Annotated in this window: 24 protein-coding genes; 12 read left to right on the top strand and 12 right to left on the bottom strand. The window is 70.2% G+C overall.

Annotated features, from left to right (window positions below; translation table 11 throughout):
• The first annotated feature begins 160 nt into the window (after positions 1-160).
• The gene (locus ACZ5V4_RS06950) at positions 161-343 is read left to right on the top strand and encodes a hypothetical protein (protein ID WP_464317451.1); all 183 of its coding nucleotides are present in this window, start codon (positions 161-163) and stop codon (positions 341-343) included.
• A gap of 258 nt (positions 344-601) precedes the next feature.
• Here the strand turns inward: ACZ5V4_RS06950 and ACZ5V4_RS06955 are convergent, their stop codons facing one another.
• From ACZ5V4_RS06955 to ACZ5V4_RS06970, 4 genes are all read right to left on the bottom strand, one after another.
• Complete coding sequence (locus ACZ5V4_RS06955) at positions 602-1,231, bottom strand: tetratricopeptide repeat protein (protein WP_464317452.1); 630 nt, start codon at positions 1,229-1,231, stop codon at positions 602-604.
• A gap of 4 nt (positions 1,232-1,235) precedes the next feature.
• On the bottom strand, positions 1,236-1,619 hold the full coding sequence (locus ACZ5V4_RS06960) for a hypothetical protein (protein ID WP_464317453.1): 384 nt from the start codon (positions 1,617-1,619) through the stop codon (positions 1,236-1,238).
• A 2-nt stretch (positions 1,620-1,621) separates the two neighbouring features.
• Positions 1,622-2,290, bottom strand: coding sequence for a YkgJ family cysteine cluster protein (locus tag ACZ5V4_RS06965; RefSeq protein WP_464317454.1), 669 nt, complete (start codon positions 2,288-2,290; stop codon positions 1,622-1,624).
• A 132-nt stretch (positions 2,291-2,422) separates the two neighbouring features.
• A complete protein-coding gene (locus ACZ5V4_RS06970; RefSeq protein ID WP_464317455.1) occupies positions 2,423-2,611 on the bottom strand; it encodes a ferredoxin in 189 nt (62 codons plus the stop codon).
• Between the two features lie 317 nt (positions 2,612-2,928).
• On the opposite strand from ACZ5V4_RS06970, the gene ACZ5V4_RS06975 reads away from it, so the two are divergent.
• Together ACZ5V4_RS06975 and ACZ5V4_RS06980 are read left to right on the top strand one after the other, a co-directional pair.
• Positions 2,929-3,876 (top strand): glycosyltransferase family 2 protein, encoded by a 948-nt coding sequence (locus ACZ5V4_RS06975; protein ID WP_464317456.1) that lies wholly within the window; start codon positions 2,929-2,931, stop codon positions 3,874-3,876.
• Between the two features lie 76 nt (positions 3,877-3,952).
• The gene (locus tag ACZ5V4_RS06980) at positions 3,953-4,150 is read left to right on the top strand and encodes a hypothetical protein (protein ID WP_464317457.1); all 198 of its coding nucleotides are present in this window, start codon (positions 3,953-3,955) and stop codon (positions 4,148-4,150) included.
• A 246-nt stretch (positions 4,151-4,396) separates the two neighbouring features.
• Here the strand turns inward: ACZ5V4_RS06980 and htpX are convergent, their stop codons facing one another.
• From htpX to ACZ5V4_RS06995, 3 genes are all read right to left on the bottom strand, one after another.
• Positions 4,397-5,254 carry a zinc metalloprotease HtpX gene (htpX, locus tag ACZ5V4_RS06985; protein WP_464317458.1) on the bottom strand — a complete coding sequence of 286 codons (858 nt, stop codon included), beginning with the start codon at positions 5,252-5,254 and terminating at the stop codon, positions 4,397-4,399.
• Between the two features lie 37 nt (positions 5,255-5,291).
• A complete protein-coding gene (locus ACZ5V4_RS06990) occupies positions 5,292-5,744 on the bottom strand; it encodes an Hsp20/alpha crystallin family protein (protein WP_464317459.1) in 453 nt (150 codons plus the stop codon).
• Positions 5,745-5,820: 76 nt separating this feature from the next.
• Positions 5,821-6,024 carry a Trm112 family protein gene (locus ACZ5V4_RS06995; RefSeq protein WP_464317460.1) on the bottom strand — a complete coding sequence of 68 codons (204 nt, stop codon included), beginning with the start codon at positions 6,022-6,024 and terminating at the stop codon, positions 5,821-5,823.
• 99 nt (positions 6,025-6,123) lie between these two features.
• Here ACZ5V4_RS06995 and ACZ5V4_RS07000 point away from each other — a divergent pair, with 99 nt between their 5' ends.
• Positions 6,124-6,981: a PHP domain-containing protein gene (locus ACZ5V4_RS07000; protein ID WP_464317461.1), complete on the top strand. Its 858-nt coding sequence runs from the start codon at positions 6,124-6,126 to the stop codon at positions 6,979-6,981.
• A 52-nt stretch (positions 6,982-7,033) separates the two neighbouring features.
• Here the strand turns inward: ACZ5V4_RS07000 and ACZ5V4_RS07005 are convergent, their stop codons facing one another.
• Genes ACZ5V4_RS07005 through ACZ5V4_RS07025 form a run of 5 tightly spaced genes read right to left on the bottom strand, consistent with a single transcriptional unit; the run spans position 7,034 to position 11,427 of the window.
• Complete coding sequence (locus ACZ5V4_RS07005) at positions 7,034-7,765, bottom strand: hypothetical protein (protein ID WP_464317462.1); 732 nt, start codon at positions 7,763-7,765, stop codon at positions 7,034-7,036.
• A 20-nt stretch (positions 7,766-7,785) separates the two neighbouring features.
• Positions 7,786-8,103 carry a hypothetical protein gene (locus ACZ5V4_RS07010; protein ID WP_464317463.1) on the bottom strand — a complete coding sequence of 106 codons (318 nt, stop codon included), beginning with the start codon at positions 8,101-8,103 and terminating at the stop codon, positions 7,786-7,788.
• Positions 8,075-9,034, bottom strand: coding sequence for a metallophosphoesterase (locus tag ACZ5V4_RS07015; RefSeq protein WP_464317464.1), 960 nt, complete (start codon positions 9,032-9,034; stop codon positions 8,075-8,077). Before ACZ5V4_RS07015 ends, ACZ5V4_RS07010 begins: the two co-directional genes overlap by 29 nt.
• Positions 9,021-10,256 (bottom strand): AAA family ATPase, encoded by a 1,236-nt coding sequence (locus ACZ5V4_RS07020; protein WP_464317465.1) that lies wholly within the window; start codon positions 10,254-10,256, stop codon positions 9,021-9,023. Before ACZ5V4_RS07020 ends, ACZ5V4_RS07015 begins: the two co-directional genes overlap by 14 nt.
• Before the next feature lie 4 nt (positions 10,257-10,260).
• Positions 10,261-11,427, bottom strand: a complete 1,167-nt coding sequence (locus tag ACZ5V4_RS07025; protein ID WP_464317466.1) for a sensor histidine kinase — start codon at positions 11,425-11,427, stop codon at positions 10,261-10,263.
• Between the two features lie 83 nt (positions 11,428-11,510).
• On the opposite strand from ACZ5V4_RS07025, the gene ACZ5V4_RS07030 reads away from it, so the two are divergent.
• Genes ACZ5V4_RS07030 through ACZ5V4_RS07065 form a run of 8 tightly spaced genes read left to right on the top strand, consistent with a single transcriptional unit; the run spans position 11,511 to position 20,807 of the window.
• Positions 11,511-12,572 carry a methyl-accepting chemotaxis protein gene (locus ACZ5V4_RS07030; RefSeq protein ID WP_464317467.1) on the top strand — a complete coding sequence of 354 codons (1,062 nt, stop codon included), beginning with the start codon at positions 11,511-11,513 and terminating at the stop codon, positions 12,570-12,572.
• Complete coding sequence (locus tag ACZ5V4_RS07035; RefSeq protein ID WP_464317468.1) at positions 12,569-14,671, top strand: methyl-accepting chemotaxis protein; 2,103 nt, start codon at positions 12,569-12,571, stop codon at positions 14,669-14,671. Before ACZ5V4_RS07030 ends, ACZ5V4_RS07035 begins: the two co-directional genes overlap by 4 nt.
• On the top strand, positions 14,672-15,118 hold the full coding sequence (locus tag ACZ5V4_RS07040; protein WP_464317469.1) for a chemotaxis protein CheW: 447 nt from the start codon (positions 14,672-14,674) through the stop codon (positions 15,116-15,118).
• On the top strand, positions 15,115-16,278 hold the full coding sequence (locus ACZ5V4_RS07045; protein ID WP_464317470.1) for a CheR family methyltransferase: 1,164 nt from the start codon (positions 15,115-15,117) through the stop codon (positions 16,276-16,278). The genes ACZ5V4_RS07040 and ACZ5V4_RS07045 overlap by 4 nt, the downstream gene beginning before the upstream one ends.
• Complete coding sequence (locus tag ACZ5V4_RS07050; protein WP_464317471.1) at positions 16,275-16,829, top strand: chemotaxis protein CheW; 555 nt, start codon at positions 16,275-16,277, stop codon at positions 16,827-16,829. The genes ACZ5V4_RS07045 and ACZ5V4_RS07050 overlap by 4 nt, the downstream gene beginning before the upstream one ends.
• Positions 16,826-19,063, top strand: a complete 2,238-nt coding sequence (locus tag ACZ5V4_RS07055) for a hybrid sensor histidine kinase/response regulator (RefSeq protein WP_464317472.1) — start codon at positions 16,826-16,828, stop codon at positions 19,061-19,063. Before ACZ5V4_RS07050 ends, ACZ5V4_RS07055 begins: the two co-directional genes overlap by 4 nt.
• Positions 19,060-19,650 carry a CheB methylesterase domain-containing protein gene (locus tag ACZ5V4_RS07060; protein ID WP_464317473.1) on the top strand — a complete coding sequence of 197 codons (591 nt, stop codon included), beginning with the start codon at positions 19,060-19,062 and terminating at the stop codon, positions 19,648-19,650. Before ACZ5V4_RS07055 ends, ACZ5V4_RS07060 begins: the two co-directional genes overlap by 4 nt.
• Positions 19,647-20,807 (top strand): SpoIIE family protein phosphatase, encoded by a 1,161-nt coding sequence (locus ACZ5V4_RS07065; protein WP_464317474.1) that lies wholly within the window; start codon positions 19,647-19,649, stop codon positions 20,805-20,807. The genes ACZ5V4_RS07060 and ACZ5V4_RS07065 overlap by 4 nt, the downstream gene beginning before the upstream one ends.

The raw sequence follows: 20,807 nt of genomic DNA on the forward strand, positions 1-20,807 counted from the left end.
AGGCGTTTCGTCAGGGGGAACGCGAGCGGCCTTCCAGCCCGCGAAGGGCGGTCCGCCCCCTCTTTTCGGGTGGACAACGCCCGGCTATTTTGCTCTTATATATAAAGGATAACAGGCGAAAGCCAAACTGCGCCCCATGGCGCCAACCAAGGAGCACGTCATGGCACACGACGCGGACATCGCCCAGAAGCACCTGATCAAGGAGACCCGCGACAGCTACGAAACCGACAAGATCGTCAAAAAGATCGAAAAGCTCTCCGAAAAGCTCGACGTCATCGAGGCGGGGATGCGCGAACTGCGAGACGAGGTCCGCCGGGTCAAGGAGCACCTGGGAGCGCGCTGAGGCGCGGCGCGAATCTGAAGACCTGAAGCGGGGCTCCGCCCCGCGCGCCGGCAGGGCTTTGCCCTGCACCCACCAGGGGGGCTTGGCCCCCCTGGGCCCGCAAATAGCTTCGCGGGTTTCACCCTGGGCCTGAAATAGAAACGGGAGGCAGCGCCTTGGCGCTGCCTCCCGCTGATTTTGAGCGTCTCCGGTGAATCCCGCGAAGCTGAAGGGGATTCCAAAGGGACATCGTCCCTTTGGCCGCCGGAGGCGTCTTCCCTACGCCTTGAGCGCGGCCTCGATCTCGGCCACCAGCCCGGCGGGCACGTCGTAGTTGCAGTCGCGGGCCTGCTTCACGCAGTTCATGGCCTGCTCTGCGTCGCCCTTCTCCAGGTAGGCCAGGGCCAGGTTGTTCCAGGCCGGGCCGAACTTGGGGTGCAGTTCCACGGCGCGCTTGCTCATCTCGATGGATTCGTCAACCTCGCCGGTCATGTACAGGGCGCTGCCCAGGGTGCCGAAGGCCTGCACGAACTGGGAATCGAGCTTCACGGCCTTGCGCAGGGCCTTGATGGCCTCCTCGACCTCTCCCAGCTGGAGCAGGCAGAAGCCCACGTTGGCGTGGGGCACGGCGAAGCGGGCGCGGGCCTTCACCGCGGCCTGGTTCATGCGCAGGCAGCCCTCGATGTCGCCGTCGTTCATGGCCAGCCCGCCCAGCTGCACATAGGCTTCGGCCATGGCGGGGGAGCGCTCGGCCGCGCGCAGGAAGCTCGTCTTGGCCTCCTCGAAGCGGCGCTTGGAGAGGTAGGCCACGCCGAGGTTGTAGTGGGAGGTGGCGCACTGGTCGTTTTTTTCCAGCTTTGCCTCGAGTCCGGCAATGTAGTCGTCGATGTTCTCGGCTTTTACGGCCATGGTGTCACCCCAATCGTTTGGTTTCCTTGTACTCTTCCATGCGCCCCTCCTCTTCGAGGAGCTTCGCGTACCACAGGACGAAATCGAACATGCCCTTGAAGCGCTCCGCGCCGTTGACCACGCCCACGCACAGCTCCCAAGCGCCCTGGGAGTAGTCCGTGGTCACGGGCGTGCCCGGGGCGATGGACTGCAGGAACTCGCGCATGAGCTGCTGCGAGGTGCGCTTGCTGGAGTCGATGCGGATGTCGATGGGGTCGAAGGGCTTCTGGAAGGGGTCCCAGTTGTCGTAGCCCATCTTGTCGATGAACTTGCGCCGCCTCGGAGCGATCTTCTCGTAGATGGCGCGCTTCTGGGCCTCTTCCTCGGGTGTGAGAGCCTTGGGCAGCACGGCTAGTCTTCCCTGGCCTCTTTGAGCCCGAAGAACTCCTCGTCGTATTTGAGGAGCATGGCCATGGACACGGGCACGAGCATCTCGGCCAGGTAGTCGTGCTTGGCGCCCATGCGCTGCGCGATCTCGGCGGAGAGCCCGGCCAGGCGCTCCTGGATCTTGGCGATGTTCACGGCCGGATACTTGCCGCCTGGCTCGAACCCGGACTTGCCGCACACGCGCATGGTGCCGCCCACGTTGAGCGGCGCGCCGTAGAGGCGGCAGGTCACGGGCCTGAAATCGTACATGGCGCAGCGGTCGCCGTCCTCCAGCAGGGCGCAGCGAATGCGCTCGCGCGCGAAGTCCTCGACGATCTTCTCGTCGGGAACGCCCGCCTTGTGGGCCTTCCAGGCCTTGTGCTTGAGCCGGTAGTGCTCGCGGTCGGAGCGGTTGGCGGCCTCCACGAAGCGGTAGCGGCTGTCGCCCTTGGGATGGAGCTCGTTGAAGCGCCGGTTCAGGTGCATGGCCTCCACGAGCGTCACGTCGAAGGGCGCGTGGCAGCAGTCGGCGCAGGACACTTCGCAGCGCACCTGCCCGGGGCAGGCGGCCTTGACCTTGTCGAAAACCGCGTCGACCTCGGCCAACAGGGCTTCGTACCTGGCGAAAACGTCGGAAAGGTCAGCGTCTATCACGTAAATTCCCCCGCCGCGGGATGCGGCAGCCAGAGATATAAGCCCCGCCCGCCAGGGGGCAAGGGGAAAACACAGGCGGGAGCGGACCCCGAAGGGCCGCTCCCGCCTGCTTAATTCAACCGGGCAAAGGAATTATTCTTCCTCGACGGTGATGGCGTCCTGGTCGCAGACTTCCACGCAGGATTCGCAGCCCAGGCACTCTTCCTCGTTGATCACGACGGCCTTGCCGTCCTGGAGCTCGTAAACTTCAACGGGGCAGACGTCCACGCATTCGCCGTCGCCGACGCACTTTTCTTCATCGACGGTGACCTTGTAACCCATGGTCCTAACCTCCACTCTCGCGTTTGGATTGTTGATTCCCTGTCCGAGGATGCGTCCTTCAGGCTGGGAACGCACCCTGAAAACCTATTAAATTTCAATAAATTGGAACACCCAGCCGGACGCCGGGCTCCATATGGGCAAAGCCTTAGCCTCGGAACCGAAGCCCTGTCAAGCGCAGGGGGAGCAAGCCCGGAAAAATGAAATCATGCCCCGAAAAGTTTTTTTCCGGGCCGCCCTAAAGTCGCCCCCCTGTTGATCCGATAAGATAGGCGGAGTCAGGTGGATTCCACCCTAAAGCGCCAAGGATAGGCAAAGAGATGAGCAAGATCGTCACATTGCGGCAAAACCGCACCCCGATACGTCCCGTTCTGATGCTTCTCACCTCGCACAGGATCGATTGCCTCCTGCTCTGCCTGCGCAGTCTGGAGCGCTTCACCAACCTCGCCAGGTTCAAGAAGATCTACGCCATCGCCAACGCGGTCAGCCCCGACCACGCGGCCATCCTGCACAAGTTCATGCACACCCGCGACAACGTGGAGGTCATCCACTGCTCGCCGCGCGGGCTCGTCCCGGCCGTGAACGCCGTGCAGAACGAAATCCTCGCCCGCCACATCGACGACGTGATCGTCAAGATGGACGAGGACGTGTTCGTCACGCCCCTGTGGCTCGAACACCTGCTGGAAGGCTACCGCTTCCACCTCCCGAGCCGCGACATCCCCATCGTCAGCGCCCTGGCCCCGGTGAGCCCCCCGGGACGCTTCGCCCTGGAGCGGTTCCTCAAGGCCGAATACCCGGCCGAGCGGGCCATGTACGAGGGCGACGTGGTGGAGGAGAACTGGGTCTACCACCGCTGGATGTGGGAGAAGGTCGTGAACGCGGAGTTCACGGACTCCTGGCTGGCCTCGAACCCCAGGCCCTACTACTACCCCGGCTTCGCCACCATCAACTGCGTGGCCTACGACCGCCGCCTGATGGAGGCCGTCCTGCCCCTGCCCACGCAGCGCGTGCTGGGCTCGCCCTGCTCCGACGAGATGACCATCAACGCCGTGATGCACGCGCGCAAATGGAAGTGCGCCGTGGTCAGCCGGGCCGTGGCCCACCACTACAGCTTCTCGCGCTGCGAGGAGTACCTGCGCTCCCACGTGCCCCTGGACATGGTCTGGCAGTACCTCCAGGAGCTCTACCGGGTGGAGCGCATCAAGGCCTCGGGCGGGATCGTGCGCAGGCACTTCCCCCTGGCCGCCCAGGCCGGGGCCGGGAGCTGAGCGCCAACTTGGCCGTTGTTGCGGAGCGCGTCCTGGGGTAGGATGGGGCAATTTCCATCCCAACCGGAGGTCCTCCATGAGCGACAGCGGCAAGGAATGGCTCTGCCCCAAGTGCAACGCGTCCAACGACCCCGAGTTCACGCACTGCCGCATGTGCGGCGAACACAACCCCGCCCTGCCCAAGGCCGAAAAGAAGTGCGCCTCCTGCGGTTTTCTGGCCTCCAAGGAAACCTGCTGCCCCGTGTGCGGCAGCGATTATTTCCTGCAACTGTAAGAGAAGAGGGAAGATGCCTCCGGCGGCCAAAGGGACGATGTCCCTTTGGAATCCCCTTCAGCTTCGCGGGATTCACCGGCAACGCGTAAACGAAACGGGAGGAGCGCCAAGGCGCTCCTCCCGTTTGATTTTCAGGCTCGGGGTGAAACCCGCGAAGCTGCCGCCGGGTCCAGGGGCAGGCACTGCCCCTGGCAGGTGCAGGACGGAGTCCTGCCGGGGCGCGGGGCGGAGCCCCGCCTCCGGGTCTTAGTATCCGGCCATGGCCCGAAGCCGCCTGATGCGCTCTTCGATGGGCGGGTGAGTGGAGAACAGGCTGGTCACTCCGCCGCCGCTCAGGGGGCTGACGATGAACATGTTCTCCGTGGCCGGGTTCGCGCCCTGCATGGGCACGTTGTGCGCGTAGTCGTCGAGCTTTTTCAGCGCCCCGGCCAGGGGCAGGGGGTTGCCCGCCAGCGCGGCGCCCGTCTCGTCGGCCAGGTACTCGCGCGAGCGCGAGATGGCCATCTGGATGAGCATGGCCGCGATGGGCGCCACGATGGCCATGGCGATGGCCCCGAAGGCCCCCATGCCGCCGCCCTCCTCGTCGCTTGAACGCCCCATGCCGAAGATCGCGCCCCACTGGAGCATATTGGCGATGCCGGTGATGGCTCCGCCCACAACGGCGGCCACGGTCTGCACCAGGATGTCACGGTTTTTTATGTGCGCCACCTCGTGGGCCAGCACGCCCGCCAGTTCTTCGGTGGAGACCAGGCGCAAAAGGCCCTCGGTGACGGCCACGGCCGCGTTGGCCGGGTTTCGCCCGGTGGCGAAGGCGTTGGGCTGTTCCTGCGGCACCAGGTAGATCTTGGGCATGGGCATCCCGGCGCGCTGGGTCAATTGGCGCACGAGGTCGAAGAGCCCCGGCGCGTCGGCCTCGGAAAGTTCCCGCGCCCGGTACATGGACAGGACTATCCTGTCCGAGAACCAGTAGCTGCCGACGTTCATGACGACGGCGAAAACGAGTGCGATCACGAGGCCGGTCTTGCCGCCCATGGCCTGCCCGAGCAGAACGAGCAAGGCGGTGAGCAAGCCGAGCAGAAGGCCGGTCTTGATCTGACTGGTCATGTGGTCATCCCTCCGATGAATACGTAGTCGGGTGGCTTCAGAAGATCTGGATGCGCCTGCAGCGCGCCTCCTGGCATTCCTTGGGCAGGGTGATCTCCAGGAGGCCGTTCTTGAACACGGCCCGCACCGCGCCCCGGTCCACGCCCTTGGGCAGGTTGAAGCGCCTGGCGAACGGGCCGTAGGAGCGCTCCAGCGAATGGTACACGCCCTCACCCTCGCAGAGCTTTACGAAGCGCCGCTCGCCGTAGACCCACAGCGTGCGGGTCTTGACTTCCACGGCCACGTCGTCGCGTTCCACCCCGGGCAGTTCCACGGTGATCACGAAGGCGTCGGCGGTCTCCAGGACGTCGGCGGAGGGAGCCCAGAAGTAGGCCTTGTCGGACACGGCGCTCGGGGCGCGCCCCCTGCGGGCGGCCTCGGTCATCACGCGCTCCAGTTCGGCCTTCATGTCAGCCAGGCCCATCCACGGGTTCCAGTTCAGCTTGGCCATGTTCGGTCACCTCGAATCGCGCCGGATTGGTTCAGCGTTCAGGGTACTTAAGCATTCGGGGCCTTGTGTCAAGCTCCTAGGGCTTGGCCTGGCGCTCCCCGGCCTGCCAACGCGCGAGCTCCACGGCTTCGTCGACGAGCATGATGGGGATGTCCTCGCGCACGGGGTAGACCACGCCGCACTTGGGGCAGGCGAGGCCGTCGCCCTCGGGCGTGGGGGCGATGTCGCCCTTGCATTTGGGGCAGGCAAGGATTTCGAGCAGTTCGGCTGCGATGGGCATCAAAGTCCTCCGGTTTGGTTTCCTGCCCCTATACGCGAGCTTTCAGGAGGCCTCAAGACTTGCGTTGACGCAGGGCCGCCCGGCCCCTACCGTCACGGTATGCGCCTGATCGACCTGCACACGCACTCCAACGCCTCGGACGGCGAGCTCTCCCCCGGCGGGGTGGTGCGCGCGGCCGCCCGCGCCGGGCTGGCCGCCGTGGCCCTGACCGACCACGACACCCTCGGCGGCCTGGAGGAGGCCCTGGAAGCAGGGCGGGAGGAGGGCATCGAGGTGATCCCCGGGTGCGAGCTCTCGGTGACCGACGGCCCCAGGGAACTGCACGTGCTCGGGCTCTGGGTGCGCCCCGGCGGGGAGGAGCTTTCGCGCATGCTCGAAACGCTCAGGCGCGACCGCGAGGACCGAAACAAGATCATCGTGGAAAAGCTCACGGCCCTCGGCATCCCCATCGAGTACGCCGAGGTGGAGGGGTTGGCCCGGGGCACGGTGGGCAGGCCGCACATCGCCAAGATCCTCGTGGACCGGGGCGTGGTCTCGGACTACGACGCCGCCTTCCGCCAGTACCTGGGCCGGCAGGGCCGGGCCTTCGCGCCCAAGCGCCAGCTCTCGCTGGCCACGGCGGCCCAGGCCCTGGGCGCGCAGGGAGCCACGGTGGCCCTGGCGCACCCGTACCTGCTGGGGGCAACGGGCCGGGACATGGAGAACCTGGCCCGCCGCTACAAGGAAGCGGGCGTGGACTCCATCGAGGCCTACTACACCGACCACTCGCCAATCCGCACGCGCGAATACCTGGCCCTGGCCGAACGGCTGGGCATGGGCGTGTGCGGCGGGTCGGACTTCCACGGCTCGGTCAAGCCGGGCATCAGGCTGGGCGTGGGCAAGGGCAAGCTCCAGGTGCCCTACGCGGTGCTGGAAGCCTTGAAGGAAAGGCGTAGGGCCCAGGGCCTCTGGACATAGCGGCCGCCCCGAGAGCCCGCCGGGACCGGCTTTTTTCGGCGGCTGGCGGGGTTCAGCTCTCCTCGGTCGGGTCGTCGGCCCCGGCCTGTAGTTCCGGCTCGGGCGAAAGCCCGGGTTTCTCGGCCAGCACCGTCACCTTCACCCCGGTCTCGCGGCTGGGCGAGAGCATGAACACCCGCCCGGCGTGGATGTGGAAGGCGTCAACCGGGTGGTGGCTGATGTAGAGCACCTGGAGCGAGAGCTTCTCGCCTATGGCCGCGATGAGCCCGGCGAACTTGGGCACGAGCTCGGGCTTGAGCCAGCAGTCCTGCTCGTCGAGCACCAGGAAGCGCCGGTGGCTCTCCGGGTCGAGCTGCGCGAGCCCCACGAGCCTGAGCCCCACGGACAGGATGTTGCAGACCGACCCGCCCTGACCGCGCAGGATGTCCTCGGGCTGGCCCTGCTGCTCCATCTCCAGGTTGATGTGGAACTTGCCGCCCTTGATCTCCCGGCGGCTGACCACCTTGCGGTCCTGGCCCAGGATCTCGCGCACGGCGTGGGTCAGGTTGGCCTCCACCTCCTCCATGAGCTCCCCGAACAGGTCGCGCGAGAGTTCCTCCAGGCGCGCGAGAGCTAGCGGCGCGGCGTCCAGGAAGGCGCGCAGTGAGGCGAGCTCGCGGCGGGCGCGCTGGTGGTCGCGCGAGAGCGATTCCGCGAGGCCCTCCAGGCGTCCGGCGCGGCGCTCCAGGCCGTCGAGTTCGCCGCGCAGGGCGGAGAGGGATTCGGGGGCGGCGGTTCCGGTCATGGCGGAGTCCTTGCGGGGCCTTACGCGCCCGCGTCCTCCAGGCCGCTCTCCAGGGCGGAAAGCCCCTCGCGGATCTTGGCGATGTGCTCGCGGTACCCGGCCACCATGCGGCCGTTCTCCTCGCGCATGGCCGCGAGCCTGGCCTTGAGCTCGGCCGTGTCCGCCGTGCCGTACTCCTCCTTGGCCTCGCGGCGAAGCTCCTCCAGTTCGGCCTCCAGGTGCGCGAGCGTCTGTTCCGCGCGGACCTTCTCCTCGCGCAGCTTGTCGTACTCGGCCTTCAGGTGCGCGAGTTCGCGCTCCAGGGCCGCGTCAGGGTCGTCGTGGGCGGTCCTTGCCACCGGCCACCTCCTCGTAGAGTTCCCAGATGAGCCCCGTCTCCGGGCTCTCGGGATTGAGATTCGCGGACAAGAATTCCCGAAGCCCCAGCCCTTCCTGGGTGCGCCGCCAGGCCAGGCGCTCCAGGCCCTTGAGGAAGAGCGACTTGCGCTCCTCGGGGCCGGGCTCCGGGGCGAAGGGCTGGTCCGGGAAGACCTGCCCGAAGGGCAGCGCGGGCACGGGCCAGCGCTCGAGCTCCTCCATGCCGGGACGCCAGATGGAGGCCGCCGGGACGCGCTCCTTGGTTCGCGCCGTGAAGGTCAGGCGGGTGATGTTGCCCGGGTTGCACCAGCGCGTGCCCCCCTTGACCACCGTGGGCTGCGGGCGGTGGATGTGGCCGTTTATCAGCCAGTCCAGCCCGGGTATCTCCCTGGGGGCGATCATCCTGTCCAGAAAGTCCGGGAAGCTGATGGAGTGGTGCGAGAACCAGACCGTCTCCACCGCGTCCCCGCGCTCCACGTGCCTGGGCAGGGGCGAGCCGTCCGGCGAGCCGCCCACCAGCACGGGGCCCCGGGGCGTCTCCAGGCGCAGGCACGGGCCCGGCTCGTCCGCCAGCCGGATCACCCCGGCCGCGTCCAGCACGGCCAGCGACACGTCCCGGGTGAAGCGGGCCAGGCACTTGTCGTGGTTGCCCACCAGCACCGTGGGCTTGTGGGGCCTGAAGAGCTCGATGAGCTCCACCACCAGGCTGTTGGGGTTCTCCCTGGGCCAGTGGAAGAGGTCCCCGGGGAAGAAGGGGTGCAGCCTGAGCTCGGCGGCCTTGTCCAGGCAGGCCGCCACCTTGGCCAGCACCTGCTCGCGGTAGCCCTCCAGGCGCTGGCCCGGGGGCGTTGCCGCCACGTGGGCGTCGGGCACGATGAAGAGCCCCTCGGCCTCGATCCTAGGAAGCTCCACGCCCGCCCCCCTTCCTGGCCAGGAAGCGCCCGGCGTCCAGGTTCTGGCCGCAAAGCGGGCACTCGCCCACCTCCTCGAGGCGGGCGGCGATGCGCGCCTCCATGTCCTCGAGTTCCTTTGCGCGCTTCTCCATCCAGGCCCGGCCGTTTTCCACGCGCGCGCCCAGCGCCTCCATGCGCGAAAGCAGCCCGGCCAGGCGCGAGGCGTCCTTGGGCGCGGGCGGCGCTTCGAGGGCTTCGAGGGCGCAAAGCCTGCGCGAGGCCGCATCCTTGAGGCTGGCCGCGCGAAGAAGCCTGCCGATGCGCTGGGCCAGGCTTGACGAGCGGCCGGTCGCGGGCGGGGTTTCCAGCCCGCCGAGCGCCACGGCGCTGGCTCTGGCCGCGTCCGCCCTGACCTTGAGCGCCTCCATGGAGGAGAGCGTCCTGGCGAGCGCGGCGCAGGGCCTTGTGCGCGGCGCGGGCGAAAGTTCCGCCAGGACCTCGGCCCGCCGCTTCAGGGCGCGCGCCGAGGCGGCCTGGGACTCCAGGCGGCCGCAGAGCCCCGAAAGCCTGGGGACGGCCCTGGCCGCGCGCTCGATCTCAGCCCCGCGCTCGCGCAGGGCCTCGATCTCCAGGGAGTGAGCCGGGAGGCCTTCCAGCCGGTCGAGCCCGGTTTCGGCCCGGGCCACGGCGTCCTCCAGGCCCTTGATCCCGGCCTTGGCGCGGCGGACCTTGTCGCGCAGCAGGTCCTGCATGGCCATGAGGTGGGCGCTCTCCGTGGAGGAGGCCAGAAAATCCGCCAGCAGCGACCCGGGCTGGTCGAGGAGGAAGATGGGGTGGCGCTGGTCGCCCAGGTGTACGTCCACCTCCTGGCCCTTCTCGAAGCTCACCGGGGCCAGCTTCAGGAGCTTCGCCACCTCCTCGGGCACGCCGCTCTTGCCGAGCTTGGCGAAAACCTCGGGCTCTTCGGCCCCGGGCGCGAGGACCTCGTAGATCGCGTAGGCCTTGCGCCGGACCCAGCACACGCGCCAGCCGTTTTCGAGCTCCGCCTCCACCCGGGCCTCGCTGGCCCCGTGGCGGATCACGTGGCGCGGGGACGGGTTGGTCACGAGGCAGCGCAGGGCCTCCACCACGGCGGACTTGCCGGAGTTGTTGGGGCCGCAGAGCACGTTGAGCCCCGGAGCCAGCTCCAGGGTGGTGCGGGCGTGGGCCATGAAATCCACGAGGGTGAGGGACTTGATCACTTGCTCAGGAGCGCGCGCCCGGCGTCCGGGCTCTTTCGGGGGCCAGGGGCAGGGTCAGGACGAAGACGGTGCCGCCGGGCTCGCCCGTGGTGAAGCCCACGGTGCCGCCCAGGTAGCGTTCGGTCAAAAGCTTCATGCCGTAGGTGCCCAGGCCCCGGCCCAGGCCCTTGGTGGAGAAGTTGCGCTTGAACACCTTGAGGCGCACGTCCTCGCTCATCACGGCCGGGTTGGAGACGCAGAAGCGCAGGCCGCCCGGAACGCCCTCGCAGGAGAGCGCGACCTCCTCGCCCGCCCGGGAGGCCTCCAGGGCGTTCTTGACCATGTTGCCGAGCACCCGCCGGACCAGGTTCATGTCGCTGACGAACTCGATCTCCGCGCTGCCCTCGACGACGCGCACGAGCCTGTCCCTGGCCTGGGGCAGGCTCTCGCCCAGCCTGGCCGCCATGGAGAGCGCCTCGCCCGAGCGCAGGGTGACGAACACGGGGGTGAGCTCGTTGTTCTCGGCCGCGAGCAGGTCCTTCTGGTTCAGAAGCTCGTCAACCAGATGGGAGAGCGCGTACAGGATGAAGTCCGCGTCGGCGCGGTGGCGCTCCGGCAGCTCCGAACGCAGGATGTCCATGAGCCCGCGCAGGCCGCCCACGGTGTTCAGCATGTCGTGGAAGAACAGGCGCTCCAGGGTGCGGCGGCGCTTCAGGTCGCTCTGGTCCTGGATGCAGAAGAGCACGTAGGATTCGCCCTCGACCACCACCGGCGAGGAGCTGACCTGGAGGTCCAGGGCCTCCACCCCGTGCTCGCCCATGCGCAGCATGTCGCATTCCTGGACGTTCCTGTTTCCTTCCAGGCCCATGAGGATGGCGCGCACCGCGCCGCAGCGCGTGCAGAACTCCGACGTGCCGCAGCCGCCGGGCCCGGCCGTGGAGTGGATGCACCCGAAGGCTTCCCCGGGCCGCTTGCCCAGCACGTCGTCCATGCTGGCCCTGGCGGACTTGAGCGTCTGGGCGTTGGCCAGCACGATCTGGCGCCTGTCGTTGAGCACCAGCGTCAACACGGGCAGGGCGTCCAGGGTCTGGGCGATGAAGTGCCCCCTGAGCGAGCCGTGCTGCGCGGCCACCCGCTGCAGGCCCGCGCGCTCGGCCGGGGCGTGGAAGGTGGGGAGGGAGCCGTTGGACATCTTTCTTCCCGATACTCCTTTTCAGGCCTGCCTACAACCATCGCCGTGTTGCGCCCCGCCCGGATGATGGGGTATCAGGGAGCATGTTCGCCACCCCCGCAGCCCGAGTGGCCCTGGCATGCACCCTGGCGGCGCTCATGACCTCGGCGGTCTGGGTGCTCTTCGACGCCGTCCTGGGCGCGCCCGCCCCCGTGGCCTCCACCCTGGGCGGCGCGGCCCTGTGCGCCCTCCTGGGCGCGGCCGCCGGGGTCTTGTCCTGCGCGCCCGGGCCGGACCGGCCCGACGCGGACGAGGCAGAGCCCGGGGCAGCGCCGCTTCCCTTGGGGGACAAGGCCGAGGTCGAGGCCGCATACGCGCCGGACCCGTCGCGGGAGCTCGGGCGCAAGGCCCAGCTCTTGGCCGACGCTGCCTCGCAACCCGGGGAACTCGTGCAGGAGATGGCCGCGCGCGCCCAGGCGGCGAGGGCGCGGTCCGAGGCAGCGGCCAAGGCCGCCGAGGAGGCCCAGGCCCCTGCCGGGCGCATGGGCCAGGCCCTGGCGTCCTGCGCGGAATCCCTCTCCGGGCTGGGCGCGGCCATGGAGCGCATCCTGGGCCAGGCGTCCAGCGCATCGGCCAAGCTCACCGTCATCTCCGACACCGCCGAGCAGGCCCAGGCCCTGGTGGCGGGCATGTCCCAGATAGCGGAGCAGACCAACCTCCTTTCGCTGAACGCCTCCATCGAGGCCCAGAAGGCGGGCGAGCACGGCCGAGGCTTCGCCGTGGTGGCCCGCGAGGTGCGCAGGCTGGCCGACACCGCCGCCACCAGCGCGGAGGACATCGAGCGGCTGGTGGCGCGCATGCGCCAGGCCGTGGCTTCCGAGGTCATGGAGATGGACAGCTTCGCCAGGGAGGCCTCCGTGGGCGAAGCCCGCCTGGCCGAGGCCCGGCAGACTTGCGCCGAAGCCTCCCGGGTGCTCGAAGTGCTCGGGCAGGCCCTGGGCGCGGCCGTGGACGGGTCGCGCAAGGTTTCCCCGGAGCTCGAGCAGGTGCGCGAGCTGGCCCGTTTCGCCTCCGCCTCGCTCTCCGAGTTCGCGGGCCTGGCCCGCTCCCTGGCGGGCGAGGCTCCCGCCGGGCAAACACGACAAGAAAAGGATCAGGCCTCATGATCTCCTGGTGGCGCGACCTCAAGCTGAGCTCCAAGCTCGGCCTTTGCGGACTGTGTTTTCTGATCCCCCTGGCCCTGCTGCTCTTCCTGCTTCTGGGGCAGATGGCCAAGGACATCCGGCTGGCCAAGGTCGAACGCGCGGGCATCGAGGTGATGGACCCGATGGAGGACCTGACCGAGCTCACGGCCGACCACCTCCTGCTCACCCTGACCGGCTTCGCGGGCCAGGACACCGCCTCCCGGCGCGACGAGCTCAGGGCCTCCGCCAGGGATATCCTGCGCGCCATGACGGACAGGATGGCCAAGGACGAGCGCCTGCTGGGCCTGAACCCGGAGAAGCTCGGCCCCCTGGGCCTGTCCTCCCTGGCCCCCCAGGCCTTCCAGGCCAAGGTCGAGACGCTCCTGCGCCAGGCCCCGGCCACGCCGCGCCAGGCCATCGAGCAGCACGCCGCGCTCAACAAGCTGATCTTCGAACTGAGCGGCTACGTGGCCGACTCGGCCCAGTTGGTGCTGGACCCGGAGCTCTCCACCTACTACCTGATGTACCTGCTCATCTTCGACATCCCCCGCGCCCAGGAGCGCCTGGGCATGCTCGCGGCCACCGGCTGCGTCGCCCTGGCCGGCATGCCCGGGTCCGAGGCCGAGATCGCGCGCATGGAACTCACGGCCGCCACCTGGGAGCAGACCGTGGTGGAGCGCATTCTGGACAAGATCGCCAAGGCCCAGCGCGCCATGGGCGGCGACCGTCTGGCCGCGCTGCCTCCGGCCGTGCAGGCCTACGCCGACGCCTGCCGCGCCTTCCTGGAACTCAGCCGGTCCATCGCGAAGAAGGAGGGCAAGGTAAGCCTGGAGCAGTACGCGCAGGCCACCATCCAGGCCAGGGCCGCCGGGGCGGAGCTCTGGGACCGCTGCGACGCGGTCTTCAGAGAGCTTCTCGACTCGCGCCTGCACGGGCTCAAGCTGCGCATGGGCGTGGCCCTGGGCGTGAGCCTGGCCGCCATCGTCATCACCGCCCTGCTGGCCTGGACCGTGGTCATCTCCATCACGCGGCCCCTGGCCCGCGTGGCCCGCATCGCCACCTCCATCGCCGAGGGCCGACTGGCCCAGGCGGCCAGGATGCTCGAACATGCCTGCCCCTCGGGCAGCTGCACGCGCGAGCGCGTGCTGGCCGGAAGCCGCTCGCGCTCCGAGACCAACCAGCTCTTCTCGGCCGTGGCCGTGATGATCCACGGCCTGGAGGAACTCCTGGGAGCGGTGAACGAGACGGGAGCGGGCCTCCAGGCCTCGGCCGGGCGCATCGCGGCCACGGCCCGCCAGCTGGAGGCGGCGGCCACGCAGCAGGCCGCTTCCACCGTGGAGGTGGGGGCCACCAGCAAAGAGATCTCCGCCACGGCCCGGGAGCTGGCCGACACCATGACCGAGGCCCTCTCCGTGGCCAACCGCTCCTCGGAACTGGCCAGCGAGGGCCGCGAGAGTCTGGCGCTCATGGGCCAGGCCATGGAGGACCTCTCGGGCGCGAGCCGCGAGATGGCGGGCAAGCTCTCGCTCATCCGCGAGAAGGCCACGGGCATCGGCCAGCTGCTCACCACCATCGGCAAGGTGGCGGCCCAGACCAACCTTCTTTCGCTCAACGCGGCCATCGAGGCCGAGAAGGCCGGGGAGTTCGGGCCGGGCTTCGCCGTGGTGGCCAGGGAGATCCGCCGCCTAGCCGACCAGACCGCCTCCGCCGCCCTGGACATCGAGCGCACCGTGCGCGACATGCAGGCCTCGGTGCAGGCGGGCGGCGCGGCCATGGACGGCTTCACCGCCCTGACCCTCCAGGCAGCCGATACCTCGCGCGGGGTCAACGCCAAGCTCGGCCGGATCATCGAGTCCGGCGAGGAGCTCACCCCGCGCGTGCACAGCGCCACCGACGGCATGCGCCTGCAGGCCGAGGGCGCGGACCAGATCAGCGTGGTCATCACCCAACTGGCCGACAACGCCGGGCAGACCCGCGACTCTCTGGCCGAGTTCCGGCAGGCCGCCGAGGACCTGACCGCCACGGCGGCCGGGCTCAAGGACCTGCTCGTGCGCTTCGAGACCAGCCGCCAGGGGGGCTAGATGCTCTTCGTGACCTTCAGGGCCGCCGGGACCCGCTTCGCCCTGGCCGCGCGCGGCGTGGAGGAGATCGTGCCCCTGGTGCGCGTCTCTCCCCTGCCCGGCGCGCCGGACTACGTGGCGGGCGTCATGAACTACCGGGGCGCGAGCCTGCCCGTGGCCGACCTCACGGCGCTTCTGGCCGGGCGGCGCTCCAGGCCCCACGCCTCCACGCGCATCCTGGTGGCCACGGCCGACCCCGGGCTCACGGCCGGGTTCATGGCCGAGCGCGCGCTCAAGACCATCGACCTGGACCCGGCCGGGCTCAAGGCCCCCGGGGCCCCGGCCGCGCCCTGGGTCAGCGGCGTGGCCACCCTGCCGGACGGCGGGATGATCGAGGTGCTGGAGCTCTCCAAGGTGATCCCACCCGAACTTGCCGCGAGCCTCAAGGCCGCCGCGGAGGCCGCGTGAACGCGCTCTTTCTGGCCGCGTCGCTGGCTGGCCTGGACGTGCCGGCCGTGGGCGAGGAGAACCTGCGCAAGGCCCTGGCCCTGGGCCGGGCCCGCCTGGGCCTGGACGAGGCCGCCTACCTGGCCCTGCTGGCCCGCGACGCACACGAGCGCCGCCTGCTGGCGGGGCGGGCCGTGGTGCAGGAGACGTGGCTTCTGCGCGACCCCGAGGCCTTCGCGGGCCTCGCCCGCCTGGCCGTGGGGCTGAGCCCCCCCGTGCGCGTGCTCTGCGTGCCCTGCGCCACCGGCGAGGAGCCCGCGTCCGTGGCGGCCACCCTCGTCCGCGCCGGGCTTGGCCTGGGCGACTTCACCGTGGACGCGGTGGACGCGAACCCGGAGGCCCTGGCCCTGGCCCGGCTGGGGCGCTTCGGCCCCTCCTGCCTGCGCGGCGGCCAGGAAACGCCCGGCCCGCCCTTTTTCGAGGACGCAGGCGGGGTCGCCCTGGACCCGGCCGTGCTCTCGCGCATCCGCTTCTTCGAGGCCGACGCCCTGGCGGGGGACTTCCTGGCCGGCGAGGCCCCCTACCAGGCCGTGTTCTGCCGCCACCTGCTCATCTACCTGAACGCCTGGGCCAGGGAGCGCCTGGCCGACAACCTGGGCAGGCTCCTGGCCCCGGAGGGCGCGCTCTTCACCAGCCCGGCCGAGGCCGCCGCGTTCACGGCCCTGGGCCTGCCCCCGTATCCGCGCGCCGTGGCCGCCCCGGAGCCCCCGGCGGCCCAGCCCGAGCGCCCGCCCGTAGTGGAGCCCGCCCCGGCCGCGAACTGCGCCCAGCCGCCAGCGCCTGGCGCAGTTGACGCGCTTCCGGCCCGCCAGGATGACGCCGTGGCCAAGGCCAGGTCTCTGGCCGACGCCGGGCGCATCGACGAGGCCCTGAACGTGATCGACGCCGCGATCGAATCCGGCTGCGCCAGCGCGGCGCTCTATCACCTCAAGGGCGCGGCCCTCCTGGCCAGTGGCAACGCGGAGCCCGCGCGCGACGCGTTCAGGCGGGCGGTCTACCTGGACCCGGGGCACGTGGAGTCGCTTACGCACCTGGAGCTCATGGCCCGGGCCGAGGGCCGCCGGGACGAGGCCCTCCTGCTGGCCGGGCGCGTCCGCCGCGCCGAGGAGGCCCGCTCGTGACGCAGAAACTTCGTGATTCCACGACGCTCTTCGACCGCCCCGTGGACGAGGCAACCCTCTTGGAATGGACGGCCCAGGCCGCCGCGCCCAAACCCGCGCGCCACGCGCCGCGCACGGCCGCGCTTTTGGTGCGCGCCGGGGTCGAATGGATCGGCATCCCCACCTCCATGGTGGACGCGGCCCTGCCCGCCGGGCCGGTGCACAGCGTGCCCTACCTCTCGGGGAGGGCCTTCCTGGGGCTTTGCAACGTGGACGGCGAGCTGGCCCCCTGCGTGAGCCTGGCCGAACTGGTCGGGGCCCAGCCCGGCCAAGGCCCGGCGAGCCCCAGGTTCATAGCCGTGGTCACGGCCCACGGCCGCTTCGTGCTCAAGGTGGACGAGGCCTTCGGCACCTGCGGCTTCGACCCGGCCGAGCTCTCGTCCCCGCCGGACACCCTGGCGCGCTCCGCCGGGCAGGTGGTCTCGGCCATGACCATGATGGAGGGCCGCCTGGCCGGGGTGGCGGACGAGGAAAAACTGGGGCTCGCGCTCCTTGCGAGCCTGCGCCCATGAGCCGGGAACTGGCTGAACTCTCCCTGCTGGAGCTCTTCTCCATGGAGCTCGCCTCCAACCGCCAGATCATCGAGGATGGCCTGGTGGGCCTGGAGGACGGCCCGGACCCATCGCGCCTGGAGACGCTCATGCGCGCGGCCCACTCCATCAAGGGCGCGGCGCGCATCGTGGGCCTCGCCCAGGTCGTGGGCCTGGCCCACTCCATGGAGGACGTCTTCGAGGCGGCCCAGAAGGGCGCGCTCACTCTCTCGGCCCAGCACGTGGACGCCCTGCTGGCCGCCAACGACCACCTGGGCCTGCTGGCCCGCGCCGCCCCCGCCGACCTGCCCGCCCTCTCCGCCCGGACCCAGGAGCAGGCGGCGGGCCTGGAAGCCCGGCTGAGGGCCCTCCCGGCGCAGGCGCGCCGCGACGCGCCTGACACCTCCCCGGACGTGGCAGCCCCGGCCTCGCCAGCGGACGCGGCCCAAGAAGACGGCTCTCCCGGCGGCTCGCGGGAACGCGCCGAGGGCGAGGTGCGCCTGGCCGCCGGGCTCCTGGACAGGCTCATGGGCCTGGCCGGGCAGTGCGTGGTGGAGGCCGGGGCGCTGGGGCGCGTGTTCGGGCGCGTGCGCGACGGCAGGCGCGCGCTTCTGGACCTCTCCGACCTGCTCTCGGGAATGCGGGCGTGCCTCGCGGGCCAGGAGCCCCGGGAGAGGCTCGAGAGCGCCATGGCCCTGCTCAAGTCGGCGGCAGAGGAGCACGGCCGGACCATCCAGGTCCTGGACGGGCTGACCCAGCGCATGGAGCTCCTCTCGGACCGGCTCTACGCCCAGGTGCTGGGCGGCAGGATGCGCCCCTTCGGCGAAGGCGCGCGCCCCCTGCCCAGGCTCGTGCGCGACCTCTCCCGGGAGCTCGGCAAGAAGGCCCGCCTGAGCCTGGAGGGCTCGCGCACGGCCGTGGACCGCGACATCCTGGACCGCCTGGAGGCCCCGCTTATGCACCTGGCCCGAAACGCCCTGGACCACGGCCTGGAGGCGCCGGGCGAGCGCGCCCTGGCGGGCAAGCCGGAAAAGGGGCGCATCACGCTTTCGGCCAGGCACGTGGCCGGGCACCTGGAGGTGCGTTTCGCCGACGACGGGCGCGGCCTGGACCCCGAGGCCCTGCGCGCCCAGGTGGCCGCCAGGGGCCTCGCGGCCGGGGACATGGCCGCGCGCCTGAGCGACGAGGAGCTTTTCGAATTCCTGTTTCTGCCCGGCTTCACCACCGCCGCCTCCGTGACCCAGGTCTCGGGGCGCGGCGTGGGCCTGGACGTGGTCAAGACCATGCTCCAGGAGGTGGGCGGCACGGTGCGCGTGGAGTCCTCGCCCGGCAAGGGGACCGCGTTCACGCTCAAACTGCCCGTGAGCCGCTCCGTGGTCCGGGCCATGGTTTTCCAGGTCGCGGGCGAGCCCTACGCCCTGGCGCTCTCGCGCATCGGGCGCGTGGCCTCGGCCGAGCCCGGCGACGTGCTCGAGATCGAGGGCAGGCAGTTTCTCGCCCTGGATGGGGCCAACGTGGGCCTGGTCCCGGCCGCTCAGCTGCTCGGACGGCCCGGCGCGGCCGCTCCGGCAGGGGAAACCCTTTGCGTGGTGGTGCTCGAGGGGGCCCAGGGCCGCTTCGGCCTGGCCGTGGACGCCTTCCTGGGCGAGCGCGACCTGGTGGTCCATCCGCTGGACGCGCGCCTGGGCAAGGTGCCCAACGTCTCGGCCGCCTCCATCCTGGACGACGGCGCGCCCGTGCTCATCCTGGACGACGCGGACCTCTCGCGCTCCATCGAGGGCATGCTCGAGGCCGGACGCCCGGACAGGGTGCGCACTGGCACCGGCCCGGAACCGGAGCGCTCGCCCAGGCGGGTGCTGGTGGTGGACGACTCGCTCACCGTGCGCGAGGTGGAGCGTCAGCTCCTCTCCGGGCGCGGCTACGACGTGCGCACCGCCGTGGACGGCATGGAGGGCCTGGCGCTCGCGCGCATGGGCGGCTTCGACCTGATCGTCACCGACGTTGACATGCCGCGCATGACCGGCATCGAGCTGACCAGGCGCGTGAAGGCCGATCCGGCGCTTGCCCGCACGCCCGTGCTCATAGTCTCCTACAAGGACCGGCAGGAGGACCGCATGGCCGGGCTCGAGGCAGGGGCCGATTACTACCTCGCGAAATCCGGCTTCCGTGACGAAGCCCTCCTGGACGCAGTGCGCGACCTCATAGGCGAACCATGATGGAATATTCCTGCTGCACGCGCACCCCGGTGCTGGCCATCGGGGCCTCCACAGGCGGCCCGTCCGCCGTGGCCAAGGTGCTCGCGGGCCTGCCCCCCGGCCTTCACGCCGCCGTGCTGGTGGTCCAGCACCTGGACGGCTCCTTCACCAACAACTTCGCCCAGTGGCTCGCGCGCCAGACCACGCTCAAGGTGGCCCTGGCCGAACCCGGCGACCGCCTGAAGCCGGGGCGCGTCTACCTGCCCAAGGGCAACGAGCACCTGGTGGTCACGCCCGTTCGCACCCTGAGCTACTCGCCCGACCCCCGGGGCACGCCCTACAAGCCCTCGGTGGACGTGCTCTTCGAGAGCCTGGCCGAGTCGCCCGTGGCCCCTGGCGTTGCCGTGCTGCTCACGGGCATGGGCAGCGACGGAGCCAGGGGGCTTCTGGCGCTGAAAAACGCCGGGTGGTTCACCATCGCCCAGGACCAGGAAACCAGCGTGGTCTACGGCATGCCCAAGGCCGCCCGGGACCTGGGCGCGGCAAGCCTCGTGCTGCCCCTGGATGCCATCGCGGCCCAGGCCGCCAAGCACCTGCCAAAGCCATGACCCAGGCCCCAAACCCCGCCGCACCCGGCGTGAGCGTGCTGCTCGTGGACGACCAGGCCATGGTGGCCGAGGCCGTCAGGCGCATGCTTGCTCCGGAGGAGGACATTCTCTTCCGCTCCGTGCAGGACCCGGCCCAGGCCCTCTCGGCGGCCCTGGAGTCTCCGCCCACGGTGGTTCTCCTGGACCTGGTCATGCCCGAGATCGACGGGCTGACCCTGGTGCGCTACTTCCGCGCCCACCCCAGGCTCAAGGACCTGCCGCTCATCGTGCTCTCCACCAAGGAGGAGCCCGAGACCAAGGCCAGGGCCTTCGCGGCCGGGGCCAACGACTACCTGGTGAAGCTGCCCGACCGCCTGGAACTGGTGGCCAGGCTGCGCTACCACTCCCAGGGCTACACCCGGCTACTCGAGCGCGACCGCGCCTACCGCGAGCTGGCCCGCCAGCTGGACCAGGCCGCCCGCTACGTGCGCAACCTCCTGCCCCCGCCCATCGAGGAAGGCCCCGTGCGCGCCCGCTGGATCTTCGAGCCCTCGGCCCAACTCGGGGGCGACGCTCTGGGCTACCACTGGATCGACGAGCAGCGCTTCGCCTTCTACCTGCTGGACGTGTGCGACCACGGCGTGGGCCCCGCGCTGCTCTCCGTGTCCGCGCTCAACGTGCTCAGGTCCCAGACCCTGCCGGGGGTGGACTTCTCCTCGCCCGGGCAGGTCATGGCCGGGCTCAACGCGGTGTTCCAGATGGCGACCCAGAACGACCTGTACTTCACCATCTTCTACGGCGTGTTCGACCTGCGCTCGCGCACGCTGCGCTTCTCCTCGGCCGGACACCCCCCGCCGCTTCTGGTGCGCGGCCCGGGCGACGTGGAGGAGCTGCGCTGCCAGAGCATCTTCATCGGGGCCATGCCCCAGGCCAGCTACAAGGAGGCCAGCGTGGAGGTGCCCGGCCCGGCCAGGCTGCTGGTGGTCTCGGACGGGGCCTACGAGATCCGCCGGGGCGACGGGGGCATGTGGTCCTTCGAGGAGTTCCGGGAGCACGTCTCGGCCCGTTCGGCCGAGGGCGGCCCGAGCCTGGAGGAGGTGCTGTCGCACGCCAGGGCCCTGCGCGGCCGCGACGTCCTGGACGACGACCTGACCATGCTGGAAGTGCGCCTGTTGTAG

The sequence above is a fragment of the Fundidesulfovibrio sp. YSD1 genome (assembly GCF_055397115.1).

What these genes read in the sequence shown, in the direction of transcription:
- ACZ5V4_RS06950 (WP_464317451.1), top strand. Translation starts at nt 161, where the DNA reads ATGGCACACGACGCGGACATCGCCCAGAAGCACCTGATCAAGGAGACC.
- ACZ5V4_RS06955 (WP_464317452.1), bottom strand. Translation starts at nt 1,231, where the DNA reads ATGGCCGTAAAAGCCGAGAACATCGACGACTACATTGCCGGACTCGAG.
- ACZ5V4_RS06970 (WP_464317455.1), bottom strand. Translation starts at nt 2,611, where the DNA reads ATGGGTTACAAGGTCACCGTCGATGAAGAAAAGTGCGTCGGCGACGGC.
- ACZ5V4_RS06975 (WP_464317456.1), top strand. Translation starts at nt 2,929, where the DNA reads ATGAGCAAGATCGTCACATTGCGGCAAAACCGCACCCCGATACGTCCC.
- ACZ5V4_RS06980 (WP_464317457.1), top strand. Translation starts at nt 3,953, where the DNA reads ATGAGCGACAGCGGCAAGGAATGGCTCTGCCCCAAGTGCAACGCGTCC.
- htpX (WP_464317458.1), bottom strand. Translation starts at nt 5,254, where the DNA reads ATGACCAGTCAGATCAAGACCGGCCTTCTGCTCGGCTTGCTCACCGCC.
- ACZ5V4_RS06990 (WP_464317459.1), bottom strand. Translation starts at nt 5,744, where the DNA reads ATGGCCAAGCTGAACTGGAACCCGTGGATGGGCCTGGCTGACATGAAG.
- ACZ5V4_RS06995 (WP_464317460.1), bottom strand. Translation starts at nt 6,024, where the DNA reads ATGCCCATCGCAGCCGAACTGCTCGAAATCCTTGCCTGCCCCAAATGC.
- ACZ5V4_RS07000 (WP_464317461.1), top strand. Translation starts at nt 6,124, where the DNA reads ATGCGCCTGATCGACCTGCACACGCACTCCAACGCCTCGGACGGCGAG.
- ACZ5V4_RS07005 (WP_464317462.1), bottom strand. Translation starts at nt 7,765, where the DNA reads ATGACCGGAACCGCCGCCCCCGAATCCCTCTCCGCCCTGCGCGGCGAA.
- ACZ5V4_RS07025 (WP_464317466.1), bottom strand. Translation starts at nt 11,427, where the DNA reads ATGTCCAACGGCTCCCTCCCCACCTTCCACGCCCCGGCCGAGCGCGCG.
- ACZ5V4_RS07030 (WP_464317467.1), top strand. Translation starts at nt 11,511, where the DNA reads ATGTTCGCCACCCCCGCAGCCCGAGTGGCCCTGGCATGCACCCTGGCG.
- ACZ5V4_RS07035 (WP_464317468.1), top strand. Translation starts at nt 12,569, where the DNA reads ATGATCTCCTGGTGGCGCGACCTCAAGCTGAGCTCCAAGCTCGGCCTT.
- ACZ5V4_RS07040 (WP_464317469.1), top strand. Translation starts at nt 14,672, where the DNA reads ATGCTCTTCGTGACCTTCAGGGCCGCCGGGACCCGCTTCGCCCTGGCC.
- ACZ5V4_RS07055 (WP_464317472.1), top strand. Translation starts at nt 16,826, where the DNA reads ATGAGCCGGGAACTGGCTGAACTCTCCCTGCTGGAGCTCTTCTCCATG.
- ACZ5V4_RS07060 (WP_464317473.1), top strand. Translation starts at nt 19,060, where the DNA reads ATGATGGAATATTCCTGCTGCACGCGCACCCCGGTGCTGGCCATCGGG.
- ACZ5V4_RS07065 (WP_464317474.1), top strand. Translation starts at nt 19,647, where the DNA reads ATGACCCAGGCCCCAAACCCCGCCGCACCCGGCGTGAGCGTGCTGCTC.